This is a genomic window from Kineobactrum salinum (assembly GCF_010669285.1).
In the GTDB taxonomy this organism is placed as follows: Bacteria; Pseudomonadota; Gammaproteobacteria; order Pseudomonadales; family Halieaceae; genus Kineobactrum; species Kineobactrum salinum.
Genome location: NZ_CP048711.1, coordinates 1,506,559 through 1,519,365, shown reverse-complemented (window position 1 = coordinate 1,519,365; position 12,807 = coordinate 1,506,559). Strand labels below are relative to the sequence as shown.

At 59.2% G+C, this 12,807-nt stretch carries 14 protein-coding genes and 1 pseudogene; 11 read left to right on the top strand and 4 right to left on the bottom strand.

Features of this window, described 5'->3' with window-relative positions; genetic code table 11:
- Positions 1-241: 241 nt before the first annotated feature.
- The 5 genes and pseudogenes from G3T16_RS23020 to G3T16_RS06470 all read left to right on the top strand — a co-directional run.
- A pseudogene (locus G3T16_RS23020) lies at positions 242-1,374 on the top strand (class I adenylate-forming enzyme family protein); the annotation flags it as partial.
- A 45-nt stretch (positions 1,375-1,419) separates the two neighbouring features.
- Entirely contained in the window at positions 1,420-1,875 is a 456-nt protein-coding gene (locus G3T16_RS23015; protein ID WP_408610744.1) for an AMP-binding enzyme, read from the top strand.
- Positions 1,872-2,471: a 2-hydroxychromene-2-carboxylate isomerase gene (locus G3T16_RS06480; RefSeq protein WP_163494341.1), complete on the top strand. Its 600-nt coding sequence runs from the start codon at positions 1,872-1,874 to the stop codon at positions 2,469-2,471. Before G3T16_RS23015 ends, G3T16_RS06480 begins: the two co-directional genes overlap by 4 nt.
- 80 nt (positions 2,472-2,551) lie before the next feature.
- On the top strand, positions 2,552-3,379 hold the full coding sequence (locus tag G3T16_RS06475; protein WP_163494340.1) for an alpha/beta fold hydrolase: 828 nt from the start codon (positions 2,552-2,554) through the stop codon (positions 3,377-3,379).
- Positions 3,380-3,385: 6 nt separating this feature from the next.
- Positions 3,386-3,553 (top strand): alpha/beta fold hydrolase, encoded by a 168-nt coding sequence (locus tag G3T16_RS06470; RefSeq protein WP_163494339.1) that lies wholly within the window; start codon positions 3,386-3,388, stop codon positions 3,551-3,553.
- Positions 3,554-3,610: 57 nt separating this feature from the next.
- Here G3T16_RS06470 and G3T16_RS06465 read toward each other — a convergent pair whose 3' ends face one another.
- Together G3T16_RS06465 and G3T16_RS06460 are read right to left on the bottom strand one after the other, a co-directional pair.
- Positions 3,611-3,838 (bottom strand): helix-turn-helix domain-containing protein, encoded by a 228-nt coding sequence (locus tag G3T16_RS06465; RefSeq protein ID WP_163494338.1) that lies wholly within the window; start codon positions 3,836-3,838, stop codon positions 3,611-3,613.
- A gap of 10 nt (positions 3,839-3,848) precedes the next feature.
- The gene (locus G3T16_RS06460; protein ID WP_269473292.1) at positions 3,849-4,256 is read right to left on the bottom strand and encodes a DUF2975 domain-containing protein; all 408 of its coding nucleotides are present in this window, start codon (positions 4,254-4,256) and stop codon (positions 3,849-3,851) included.
- A gap of 390 nt (positions 4,257-4,646) precedes the next feature.
- On the opposite strand from G3T16_RS06460, the gene G3T16_RS06455 reads away from it, so the two are divergent.
- On the top strand, positions 4,647-6,707 hold the full coding sequence (locus G3T16_RS06455) for a TonB-dependent receptor family protein (protein ID WP_163494336.1): 2,061 nt from the start codon (positions 4,647-4,649) through the stop codon (positions 6,705-6,707).
- 126 nt (positions 6,708-6,833) lie between these two features.
- Here G3T16_RS06455 and G3T16_RS06450 read toward each other — a convergent pair whose 3' ends face one another.
- Together G3T16_RS06450 and G3T16_RS06445 are read right to left on the bottom strand one after the other, a co-directional pair.
- Complete coding sequence (locus G3T16_RS06450; protein WP_197911935.1) at positions 6,834-7,082, bottom strand: rhodanese-like domain-containing protein; 249 nt, start codon at positions 7,080-7,082, stop codon at positions 6,834-6,836.
- A 5-nt stretch (positions 7,083-7,087) separates the two neighbouring features.
- Positions 7,088-7,975: a HesA/MoeB/ThiF family protein gene (locus G3T16_RS06445; RefSeq protein ID WP_163494335.1), complete on the bottom strand. Its 888-nt coding sequence runs from the start codon at positions 7,973-7,975 to the stop codon at positions 7,088-7,090.
- 110 nt (positions 7,976-8,085) lie between these two features.
- On the opposite strand from G3T16_RS06445, the gene G3T16_RS06440 reads away from it, so the two are divergent.
- From G3T16_RS06440 to G3T16_RS06420, 5 genes are all read left to right on the top strand, one after another.
- A complete protein-coding gene (locus G3T16_RS06440) occupies positions 8,086-9,201 on the top strand; it encodes a WD40/YVTN/BNR-like repeat-containing protein (protein WP_163494334.1) in 1,116 nt (371 codons plus the stop codon).
- Positions 9,198-9,602: a MoaD/ThiS family protein gene (locus tag G3T16_RS06435; RefSeq protein WP_197911934.1), complete on the top strand. Its 405-nt coding sequence runs from the start codon at positions 9,198-9,200 to the stop codon at positions 9,600-9,602. Before G3T16_RS06440 ends, G3T16_RS06435 begins: the two co-directional genes overlap by 4 nt.
- Positions 9,603-9,647: 45 nt before the next feature.
- Positions 9,648-9,983: a YciI family protein gene (locus G3T16_RS06430; protein WP_163494333.1), complete on the top strand. Its 336-nt coding sequence runs from the start codon at positions 9,648-9,650 to the stop codon at positions 9,981-9,983.
- 53 nt (positions 9,984-10,036) lie between these two features.
- Positions 10,037-10,405 (top strand): DUF1428 domain-containing protein, encoded by a 369-nt coding sequence (locus G3T16_RS06425; RefSeq protein ID WP_163494332.1) that lies wholly within the window; start codon positions 10,037-10,039, stop codon positions 10,403-10,405.
- A gap of 225 nt (positions 10,406-10,630) precedes the next feature.
- Complete coding sequence (locus tag G3T16_RS06420) at positions 10,631-11,839, top strand: IS256 family transposase (protein WP_163494015.1); 1,209 nt, start codon at positions 10,631-10,633, stop codon at positions 11,837-11,839.
- The last annotated feature ends 968 nt before the right edge of the window (positions 11,840-12,807 follow it).

The following is a 12,807-nucleotide window of genomic DNA, read 5'->3' as shown; positions in this document are numbered from 1 at the left end:
GGCACTGGTACGCCTTCCGTCCGGTGGAGGCGCGGGCGTGGCGGGTGAGATAGGCGGGCTGAACGTCTCGTGACGACCAGAATATAATTCATATAATAAAATAAATTCAAATATTGACATATCGTCGCGCAGTGCTAAGCTGGCTCCAGGTTCGAAGATTAATCGCTGTGAAGCGACATTTGTGTATTGTGCGACAGGTCCGTAGTGGCCAACTGGACGCATTGGCGGAGGGAGTTTCAGTATGCCCGGTGCAGGTTTGGACAAGAATAAAGTATTGGCGACCTCCCATTTTATCCGCGACGAACATATTCCGCTTGTCGAAGAGCCGATTGGCGCCACGTTGCTGAAGGCGGCGGAACAATTTGGCGAAAAAATCGCGCTTGTCGATGGCCAGATTGAGCGCGCGGCGCGGCGCACCTGGACCTATGCCGAACTCGCGGAAGAGGCGCGAAAAGTCGCAAGCGCGCTATTGCAACATTTTCAGCCGGGACAGCGGGTCGCGATATGGAGCGCCAGCAGCCCGGAGTGGGTTCTGATCGAATTCGGCGCGTCGCTGGCGGGTCTGGTACTGGTGACGGTAAACCCGGCCTATCTGGCCCATGAGCTGAAATACGTACTTCGCCAATCGCGTGCGCACGGCATCATCCTGCAGGATTGTCATCGCGGCCGTGATTTGGGCGAGGTTCTGCAGGAGGTCCGCGCTGAGCTGCCGGATCTCGATGTTGTCATTCCTCTCTCTACCTGGGATGCATTTCTCGCTTCGGCACAGTTGGGTACGCTTCCTGAAGTTGAAGCAGGCGATCTGGCGCAGATTCAGTACACTTCCGGGACCACCGGCTTCCCCAAGGGGCCTGTCTTCTCCACCGGGGGTTGAGCAACAATGCGCGTTTTTACGCCCAAGCCATTGAGCGGGGTCCCTCAGACGTATGGATCAACGCCATGCCGATGTTCCATACGGCCGGGTGTGGCCTGGTGACACTGGGAGCCCTGCATACCGGGGGGACGCATGTCATAGCGCCAGCCTTTGACGCGGAACACATGCTGGATCTGTTTGAGCAGGAACACGGAACAATGATGCTGTGCGTGCCCACCATGCTGTTCCGAATGCTGGAAGAGCAGGAACACCGACCCCGCGTTCTCAGTTCCTGGCGGCTGGTAACGCTTGGAGGCGCTCCCGTGCCCGCAGAACTGGTACGCAGGGCGCGAGACATTACCGGCGCAGAAGTTGCCATCGGCTTTGGGCAGACGGAGGCATCACCCTATCTGACGCATACGGTGGTGAGGGATCAGCACCCCGCTTGGGTCGAAACGGTCGGTAAGCCCCTTCCACAGACTGACATCAAGATCATTGACACGACCACGGGCGGTATCGTACCGATTGGCGTTTCCGGTGAGATCTGTGCCCGCGGTTACGGGGTAATGATCGGCTACTTCAACAATCCTCAGGCCACGGATGCCGCAATCGATAAAGAGGGCTGGCTTCACACCGGCGATATCGGCAGCATGGATGAGCATGGTTATTGCCGCGTGCTCGGCAGGCTGCGCGACATGATCATTCGCGGAGGAGAGAACATCTACCCCAGGGAAATAGAAGATGTGCTCTTCACTCACCCGGCGGTCGCCAGCGTGGCGGTAGTCGGTCTGCCGGATCCCGACTGGGGGGAAACAGTAGCAGCGTGCGTCATTTTACGCGAGGGTCAGCAAATCGAGCCCGCGGCGCTGGAGGCGTTCTGTCGCGCCAGGCTCGCGGGCTTCAAGGTGCCAAGGAGCTGGCATTTTCTCGACAGCTTTCCGCAGACAGCATCGGGCAAGATCCAGAAGTTCGCACTCCGTGATCAACTGCTCGGTGGGGCGCGAGACGTGGAGGAAGCGTGACGATCGATTTCTACTTCGACTTCATATCGCCCTATGGCTGGATTGGTGCTGAGCGCATCGGGGCGATTGCACGCCGCTTCGGGCGTCGTGTGAACTGGCATCCGTTCCTGTTGCAGGTGACGGTAATGGAGACCATGGGACTGAAGCCGCCACTGGAGACACCACTGAAAGGTGCCTACCTGCTTCACGACATTAAAAGATTCCTCCGATATCATGGCCTTGGGATGTCGGATCAGGCACGTTTCGGATTCAGTTCACTGGCCCCGGCGCGCGCTGTTCTCTGGGTGCGTGAGAGCTCGCCGGGAAACGTCGAAGATCTGGTGCTTGCTCTGTATCGAGCGCACTGGGCACAGGGGAGGGACATTTCCGAGGTGAGTACAGTGCTTCAGGTTGTGGCCGATCTCGGTCTTCCCGAATCACAGGTCGCAACGGCCCTCAAGAGTGGGGCCATCAAGACAGCGCTGCGCGAGGAAACCGCTTCTGCTGTCCGGGCCGGTGTTTTCGGCTCGCCTACGGTTGTTACAGATGATGAGATGTTCTGGGGAGCAGACCGGCTACCCATGGTGGAGGCATGGTTGGAAAGGGGCGGATGGTAGCGCGGACTCGGACTGTGCTCCCCTGTAACCCGTGACGCTTCGAATAATGACTTGCAACCAGCGTTTTCCAGGAGGGAAACATGCCAACCATCGGTGTCAATGGAACCACGTTATATTATAGAGACAATGGTGCTGTAAACCTGCCGCCATTGTTGTGTCTCCATTCTCTGTTCCTGGATGGAACCATGTTTGATGAACTGGCACAGGTTGCGGAGGGAAGATACCGCGTTCTCCGACCTGACTTTCGAGGACAGGGACGAAGCGCCGCGGTTACGGCAGAGGTCATCGATATGGATATCCTGGCGAGGGATATCGAAGCCTTCATCGAGTCGTTGGGGCTGAAACAGGTCAATGCGGTTGTGCAATCCATGGGGGGCGATGTCATTCTCAGGTTGGCGGCCCGCCGGCCCGAGCTATTTCATTCTTTGGTGTTATTGGGCACCTCGGCGCGTGGCGAACCCCCTGAACAATTGGCGTTCGTGGAAGGTTTTTTGGACGCGGCCTCGGCAGCCGGCTTCGTCGGCGAACATCTCGAGATATTACTGGCGATCATGTTCGGTGAAACGACTCGGAGCGATCCAGCCAAATCTGACGTTGTTGAATACTGGCGCAGCAGAATGCAGGCGCTTCCACTCGCGCTGTGGCCAGCGATGAGAGGGGTAGTTTACCGATCGGGTGTTGTGGATAGTTTGCCGTTGATCCCGACGCCTTCCCTTGTGATTTCGGGCGCGGAGGACAAGGTGCGTCCCGGGGAATGGGCGGATGAGATGGCGCATGGATTACCGAATGTAAAACACATTCGTCTGCCTCGCGTCGGACACAGCGTCATTCTTGAAGCACCTGAACGAGCTATTCCTGAAATCATGAGATTTTTGATAGATCCTCTGGCGGAAAGTGAGGGAGAGTAGATCGCGATGTCCTATATAGAAGTGAACGGGACAGAAATTCATTACATCGAGCAAGGTCCGGAGGAGGCGCCGACCCTCGTTTTCAGTCATTCCATGTTCTTCGATGTGAAGATGTTTGAGGCCCAGGCACGCGCATTACCCTGGGCCAATTGCTCCCTGCCGCCATTATTGTAATGATGCTTCTTGGAGCTTCCGGTTAGGGCAGGCATCTTGCCGCTGCTGGTGTTCAGATTATATTTTGCCATTGTTGTCCTCGCCGGCGAAGTACTCCAGGATGTCTCCCGGCTGACAATTCAGGGCGGCACAGATCTTCTCCAGTGTTTCAAATCTCACGCCCTTCACTTTTCCTGACTTGAGGAGTGAAAGATTCTGCTCGGTTATCCCGATACGGTTGGCCAGGTCCTTGGATTTCATTTTGTTGAGCGATAGCTGAACATCCAGGCGAACGATGATGGGCATGAGACCGCTCCTAGACGAAAGATCTGTTTTCGTTTTCAAGCTCGTGGCCCACTGCCATGATCCAGGTCACCAGCCGCAGCAGAATCGCACCAAACAGCATGAAGGCGTGGGCGTGAGTGAAGCTGAGAGAGATGTGGGGCGACCCGGTGTCGTAGGACATGGCGACACTCAGCGCCGATTGTGCCGCAATCAGGGTGGCGATGAACCACAGGGCTGAAGCGGCGATCCGGCTGTACAGCGCCACGGTGTTACCGGAGAAAAATTCTCCCCTCGCGTACAACTGGAACAGTTGCCGGAGACGCCAAAGCGCGGCGGCGATGAATGCGCCCGGAACGAAGCTGATAACAATCCCCACCATTTGCTTGTGCGCAGGGGGAGGCCAGGACCCCGTTGCAATCCTGTCCGAACCAAAAGGCATGCCGTCGATCCAGGCTTCCTGGGGAGTAGCCAGTGGTGTGCCAGATAAAAAGGGAGAGCCAACAGGAACAGAAGACACAACTGTTCCAGCATCCTGCTGGTGCGGGTAATTTTTTGAAGCGGGTCCATGGGAAGCCTCTTGATGTCTTAAAAGAACAAACAATTATCGTTTAACGATAATTAAAATAAACTAAATAAGAATTTTGTCAACTCGTCCAGATCGCCATGCGCACCGGCCATAAAGCCAACAGTAACGATAACGATTCTCAAAACTAATTGACACTTATTAGCATTAGTAACTAGACTCCTCGCTATTGCGGGGTGCAAGCAGGTGCGCGCGCCTGATTCCCTCAGCCACAACAAGATACTGCTGTTTGCCAAGGAGCCTTGTATGACCCTACGCCCCCGTTTCCCCCGTGAACGCCTGGCGGCCGCCGTTGCCGCAGCGCTGTTGCCAGTTGCCGCTCTGGGCCAGTCCGCACCCGAGCGCGAAACCCCGATGCCCGTTATCGAGGTCGTCGGCAAACGTCTCGAGGATCTGACCCGGTTGACGGGTTCGGTAGTGATTGTCGATCGAGAGCAACTGGAACTGATTCAACCCATGTCCACCGAGGATGCATTGCGCCGGATACCGGGGATCAACGCCAAAAGCGAGGAGGAGACGGCGATTGTGTCCAACGTGGGCATTCGCGGGTTGTCTGCCAGCGAGTCCAAATCGCTGATTCTCGAAGACGGGGTGCCGGTGGCGCCCGGCCTGTTCATCGGCAATGAGCGCTACTTCAATCCGCGTATTCAGCGGGTCGATTCCATCGAGGTGCTCAAGGGATCTGCATCGCTGCGCTACGGTCCTTCCACCATTGGCGGAGTGATCAACTACCAGACCAAAACACCGGACGATGGCGTAAAAGTATCTGCCCGGGTGGGCTCATTCAATACCCGCGAGGGGACTGTGGAAGCGGGTGGCCGCACCGAGTCCGGGGACGCCTTCGCAGGCATTGTCGCCACCCATGCCCGCAGCGATGGTTTCATGGATAAAGACTACGAAATGAGCGATATCATGGCCAAGGCGGGTATCGCATTCAACGAGGCCCACATGGTGGGCTTGAAGTTCTCATGGTACGAGAATGACGCGAACATCTCCTACCGTGGGTTGCTGCTGGAGGATTACCGCGCCGGGCGCGATTACAATCCGGCCCCTGACGACTACTTCCTCACTGACCGGCTTGGCTTTGATCTCAACTACGAATGGCGGATAAGTGATCGTGCTACGCTCAAAACGCTGGCGTACTGGAGTGAGGTGAGCCGGGATTACTGGCGCTACAGCGTTGACACGCCGGCTTCCAATGCCGCGGGCCGCTGGGTTTATACAGACGATCTGACCGGCAACAACCGCTCATTCGAGCGCTATGGTATCGAGACCCGGTTGACGCTGGACCACGACTTGTTCGGCTTTGCCAACGAGGCGGAATTCGGGCTGCGCTTCATGACGGAAGAGTCTGACGACACCCGCATCCGCGCCACCCGCGAGGCGGACCGCACCGGTATCAACGACCGCCACAGAGTCGACTCGGCCGACAGTGTCGCCGGCTATGCACAAAACCGCTTCGTCATCAGCGAGCGATTTGCTGTCACGCCGGGCCTGCGGATCGAATCCTATGAACAGGAGCGCGTGATCCTGACCGAGAACAACGCGTCGGAATCGACCTCCAACACCGAGTTCCTGCCCGGTGTCGGTGCCACCTTTGAGCTGACACCGTCGGCCCAGCTCTACGGTGGTGTATACCGGGCATTCTCGCCGGCCTCCAACGGGGTCGCGCTGGACGGCTTGACCGATCAGGATCTGGACGGGGAGCGCTCAGACAATTATGAGATTGGCATTCGTGGATCCCAAGGCGCACTGGCCTATGAGGTTGCGGCCTTCTACCTGGACTTTGACAATCAGGTAGTGACCGGCAACAGCGATCCGAACCTGTCCCAATCCAACGCCGGCAAAACGATGCACCGCGGTATGGAGCTGATGCTGGGATATGAGCTGGGTGGTGGCTTCAGCATTGACAGCAACGCGACCTGGGTGCCGGATTCGGAGTTCAGATCCGGCGAGAACCGTGGCAACCGCCTGCCCTACGCGCCCAAGTATCTGGCCAACATCGCGCTCAATTACAGCGGCGACAAAATCAGTGCCGCGTTGACTGCGCACCATCGCGGTGAGCAGTTTGGCGACCCGGGCAACCGCGTCGATATTCCGGACGACGCTGCCGGAGGTATCTGGGGAGGCAGAATGCCGGGCTATACGGTGTTTGACCTGATGGCGCAGTACCGCGTGAGCGACAGCCTGACCTTTTTCGGCGCAGTGAAGAATATCGGTGACAAGCAGTACATCACTGGTCTGCGCCAGGGTATCTACGTGGGTCCGGAACGTTCCTTTGAGGCCGGTGTGCGCTTTAGTCTTTAGTAGAGAGCCTGGGCGGTGCCGACCAGCTGGGGGGCGTCGCCGATCGGACCCGACCGGGTAGCCAGATGACGGCCCCCAATCGGCGTAGTTGCCACTCGGTCGCTTCTGGCTAGCACTCAGCCTCGCTCAGTAGCGCGCCATATCAGGGTCAATTCGCTCCGCCCAGGCATTGACCCCGCCTTCCAGGACCTCCAGTTCAGCAAACCCTGCCGCTTGCAGCACGCGCCACGCCTGTACACTGCGTGTCCCGCGGTGACAGGTGATGACATAGAGTTGAGCAGGGTCCAGTGCCTCCAGTCGCTGTCGCAACTCGGCCAACGGAATGAGCTGCGATCCAGGAATATGGGCAATGTCATATTCCTGGGGTTCGCGCACATCGATCAGGCGCAGGGCCTCTGGGCAGTGATACGGGCCGCCACTTCCTCCACGGATACCAGTGGCACTTCCGTCGTCCCCGTATTATCCGGCCTATCGGCACACGCTGCCGGTGGTGCGGCAGGTACTGATATGGAAGGTTGGGTTCCACAGATAGCGCACTGCGGGTCCTTCTTCACCGGCAGCTCCCGCCAACTCGCGGCGAGGCCGTCAAATAGCAGCAAACGCCCGACCAGTGTCTGTCCCCGGTCGAGAATCAGTTTCACCACCTCCAGCGCCTGCATGCTCCCCAGAATGCCCGGCAGCATGCCCATTACCCCGCCCTCGGCACAGGAAGGCACCAGTTCGGCCGGCGGCGGCTCCGGAAACAGGCAGCGGTAGCAGGGTCCGCGAACGGCATCGAATACACTCAGCTGGCCCTCGAAACGAAACACACTGGCGTGGACCAGCGGTTTGCCTGCCAGCACCGCGGCATCGTTTAGCAGGTAGCGGGAGGGAAAATTGTCGCTGCCGTCCACCAGAATATCGTAGCCCGCGGCAATGGCCGTGACGTTGTCCGCGGTCAACTGCTCGGGGTGGGGGATGAGCTGGATGTGAGGGTTGAGCTGCGCCAGGCGTTCCACTGCCGCTTCCAGCTTGGGGCGGCCAACGTCGGCGCTGGAATACAGTACCTGGCGCTGGATATTGCTGGCATCCACCACATCAAACTCCACCAGGCCCAGGGTGCCGATACCCGCGGCTGCGAGATACAGGGTGAGGGGGGAACCCAGCCCACCGGCGCCTACACACAGTACACGGGCATCCTTCAGCCGCTCCTGCCCTGCCAGGGTTACTTCGGGCATGACCAGATGGCGGCTGTAGCGCAGCAATTCGTCGCTGGACAGATTGGCCATGGCTCACTCCCGGCGGCGGCAAGCCGCGCAAAGTTGGTGGGGTCGGCTATGCTATAGGGCGGAATCATACACCACTAGGTGGCGAAGAACCCGAGGGGAAGGAGGTCGATATGAGCACAGTACGGGTGCTGGTGGGCACGCGCAAGGGCGGATTCATCATTCATTCCGATGCAAGCCGGCAGCATTGGCAGATTGACGGGCCGTTGTTCGGTGGCTGGGAGATCTACCATATCGCAGGCTCCCCGGCGGACCCGAACCGGCTCTATGCGTCCCAGGTTACCGACTGGTTCGGCCAGGTGATACAGCGCTCGGATGACGGTGGCAAGACCTGGGACACAGTGGGCAACGAGTTTGTCTATCGCGGTGATGTGGGCGAGCACCAGTGGTATGACGGCTCCATGCGGCCCTGGGAATTCAAGCGGGTGTGGCATCTGGAGCCTAGTCCCGAAAACCCGGATACCGTCTACGCAGGCGTGGAGGACGCGGCCCTGTTTGTTACCCGGGACGGCGGCAGCAGTTGGGAGGAGCTGCCCGGACTGCGCCAGCACGGCACCGGCAGAGACTGGATGCCGGGTGCTGGCGGCATGTGCCTGCACACCATCCTGTTGAATCCGCAAAAACCCGGGCGGATTACCGTGGCCATTTCCGCCGCCGGCGCCTTCCGCAGCGATGACTACGGTGCGAGCTGGACCCCCATCAACCGCGGCCTGCACTCAGAGCAGATGCCCAATCCCGACGGCGAGGTGGGCCACTGTGTGCACCGCCTCGCCGCCCACCCTACGCGTCCCGATGTGTTGTTCATGCAGAAGCACTGGGACGTGATGCGCAGTGACGATGCCGGCGACAACTGGCGCGAGGTCAGTGGCAACCTGCCCAGCGACTTCGGCTTCCCCATCGCCGTGCATGCCCACGAGCCCGAGACCCTCTACGTGGTGCCGATCAAGAGCGATTCGGAGCATTATCCGCCGGAAGGTAAGCTGCGGGTCTACCGCAGCCGCAGTGGCGGCGAAACCTGGGAAGCACTGACCCAGGGCCTGCCGCAACAGCACTGCTATGTCAACGTGTTGCGCGATGCAATGGCGGTGGACACCCTGAGCCCGGGCGGTGTGTACTTCGGCACCACCGGCGGCCAGGTATATGCTTCCAATAACAGTGGCGATCACTGGCAGACCATCGCGGCCCACCTGCCCGCGGTATTGTCGGTGGAAGTGCAGGTGCTGCCATGATTGAGATCATCCTGCCTGCGCCACTGCTGCGGTTGGCGCGTATCGACGGCCCGGTGCGCCTTGAATTCGCTGAAACCGCGACCCAGCGGCAACTTCTGGATGCGCTGGAGGCACGCTTCCCCGCGCTGCGAGGCACTATCCGTGATCAGCGCAGCGGCAAGCGCCGGGCCTACATCCGTCTCTACGCCTGCAATGAAGATATCTCCGATATTCCCCCGGACGATCCGCTGCCCCGGCCAGTGGCCGAGGGCAGGGAGCCTTTGCTGGTGGTGGGGCTCTCTCCGGCGGTTGATAGCGCAGGCATTGCCGGCGGAGCGGCCGGCTCCGGCTTCGTCCTCAGATTTTTTCCTTCGTTATTTTCTGCTGTTGTCGAAATGTGCCCCCGGCCTTCGACCAGATAACGCAAGGCAAGTATCGCGACCTCTGCGACCCGGAAGGAGAACGTTGTGAAATACCTTTGTCTGGTGTACGGGGACGAGGCCCTGCTGGCCGGGAAGGACGACCGTGAATGCATGGCCTGTGCGGAAAGCCTGCAGCACAGCGGTCACCTGTTAGCGGGCGCGGCGCTACAGCCGGTAGCAACTGCCACTACAGTGCGAGTCCGCAATGGCGAAGTGGCAGTGACAGATGGTCCCTTTGCAGAAACCAAGGAGCAACTGGCGGGGTTCTACCTGCTGGAAGCCCGGGACCTCAATGAGGCGCTGGAAAAGGCGGCAAAGATTCCGCCGGTACGTATCGGCAGCGTTGAAGTGCGGCCGGTACGCCAGCTGGCGCTGGACTGACTGATGTTCCGATAAATCCCTATCAATACCCTGGCGGGTAAAGGAGATAAACAATGAGCTATATTGACGGTTTTGTGCTGGCGGTACCCCGAGCCAACAAGCAGGCATTTGCCGACCATGCCAGCACCGCGGACCAGGTGTTCATGGAGCAGGGAGCGACCCGGATTCTGGAATGCTGGGAGGATGACGTCTCTGACGGCAAGGTCACCGATTTTCGTCGCGCGGTGCAGGCAAAGGAGGACGAGGCGGTGGTATTTGCCTGGGTGGAGTGGCCGGACAAGAGCACCCGCGACGCCGCGATGGCGAAGATGGAAGAGCTGATGTCAGACCCGCGCATGAGCCCGGAACACAATCCCATGCCCTTCGACGGCATGCGCCTGATCTACGGTGGTTTTACTCCGCTGGTCACACTTGAGCAATGAGGGAATAGCGAGGGAATCAGTGACGGGCTCAATGATGGGATTAATGGCCGAAGGAATGGCCGACGAGGGGAAGAGCTCACTACCCATATCACATAGGGTGCGTTGAGGCACGAAACGCACCGACCGCCAACCCCTGTGATTGCTCGCTATCGACACCTGCGAGCCTGTAAATAAAACTGTGTAAACCGCCTATCATAGAACCCTGACAGGGTAAGGATAGGCAAGATGAACAAGAAAGAACTGGAAGCCTTCGCACGCGAGGCGGCGAAGGGCCTCAAAACCGAGAAGGACCTGAACGAGTTTAGCCAGATGCTGACCAAGATCACCGTTGAGGCGGCGCTGAATGCCGAACTCAATGAGCATCTGGGCTACGAGCGCCACCAGCCCTCTGACAATACCAACAGCCGCAACGGCCACACCAGTAAGACCCTGAAGACCGAAGACGGCCAGTTTGAGCTGAACACGCCTCGTGATCGCGATGGCAGCTTCGAGCCGCAGCTAGTGAAGAAGGGTCAGACCCGCTTCACCTCGATGGACGACAAGATCCTCAGCCTTTACGCGAAGGGCATGACCACCCGGGAGATCGTCGCCACGTTCAAGGAGATGTACGACGCCGACATCTCGCCCACCCTGATTTCCAAGGTAACCGAGACCGTCATTGAGCGCGTGATTGAATGGCAGTCACGGCCACTGGACCCCGTTTATCCGGTCGTCTACCTGGACTGCATCGTCGTCAAAATCCGGCAGGACAAGCAGGTGATCAACAAGGCGATCTATCTGGCCCTGGGCGTCAACCTCGAGGGCCACAAGGAGCTGCTGGGCATGTGGCTCTCCGAGAACGAGGGCGCCAAGTTCTGGCTCGGTGTCCTCACAGAGCTCCAGAATCGCGGGGTGAAGGACATTCTCATCGCCTGCGTGGATGGGCTCAAGGGCTTCCCTGATGCCATCAGTGCGGCATACCCACAGGCTCAGGTCCAGCTCTGTACTGTCCACATGGTTCGCAATTCGATGAAGTACGTGCCGTGGAAAGACTACAAGGCCGTGACCGCCGACCTGAAGCGCATTTACCAGTCAGCCACGGAAGAAGAGGCGCTGCAGGCGTTGGACGAGTTCGCGGAGCGCTGGGACGATAAATACCCCCATATCAGCCGCTCCTGGCGCAACCACTGGCCCAATCTGAACACGCTGTTCCGCTACCCGGAGGACATTCGGAAGGCTATCTACACGACCAATGCCATCGAGTCCTTGAACAGTGTTATCCGCAAGGCGATCAAGAAGCGGAAGCTGTTCCCGACTGACGACTCCGCGCGAAAGGTGGTCTATCTCGCGATCATGGATGCGTCGAAAAAATGGACGATGCCAATCCGGAATTGGCGGACGGCCTTGAACCGGTTTATGATCGAGTTCGAGGATCGCATTAGCGACTATGTATAACCCTGGCGGTTACACAGAATTATTTACACCCTCACACCTGCGGGCTCGCATTACACATGGATGGATGATGGTGCGCTTCCTTCGTCAGCGCACCCTATATGGGTGGACGGTTCCGATGGTGTTGAGAGGCCAGCAGATCGCAGCTCGCACGCGGTGGATTGCCTGGTGCCGGTTGAAGGCATAGGGTGCGTTGAGGTACGAAACGCACCGGCGGGAGATGCCTGCGGGCCCCGGCCATCGACGCCTGCGAGTCCTGGCTATCAACAGCTACGGGTTCGCGTTATACCTTCGGAGGAGCGATGGTGCGCTTCCTTCGTCAGCGCACCCTATATGGGTAGATGGTTCCGGTTGCGAGTGCCTGCTGCACGCAATCTGCAATCTTGAAAATGGGCTTTTATAATCCCTATACTGATCCACCAAGCAGCCAGACGAGCGAGGCAGGCGGACGAGGCAGGCGGACGAGGCAGGCGGACGAGGCAGGCGGACGAGGCAGGCGGACGAGGCAGGCGGACGAGGCAGGCGGACGAGGCAGGCGAGCGAGGCAGGCGAGCAAGGCAGGCGAGCAAGGCAGGCGAGCAAGGCAGGCGAGCAAGGCAGGCGAGCAAGGCAGGCGAGCAAGGCAGGCGAGCAAGGCAGGCGAGCAAGGCAGGCGAGCGAGGCAGGCGAGCAAGTCAGGCGAGCAAGGCAGGCGAGCAAGTCAGGCGAGCAAGGCAGGCGAGCAAGGCAGGCGAGCAAGGCAGGCGAGCAAGGCAGGCGAGCAAGTCAGGCGAGCAAGTCAGGCGAGCAAGTCAGGCGAGCAAGTCAGGCGAGCAAGTCAGGCGAGCAAGTCAGGCGAGCAAGTCAGGCGAGCAAGTCAGGCGAGCAAGTCAGGCGAGCAAGTCAGGCGAGCAAGGCAGGCGAGCAAGTCAGGCGAGCAAGTCAGGCGAGCAAGGTAGGTGAGCAAGGTAGGTGAGCAAGTCAGGCGAGCA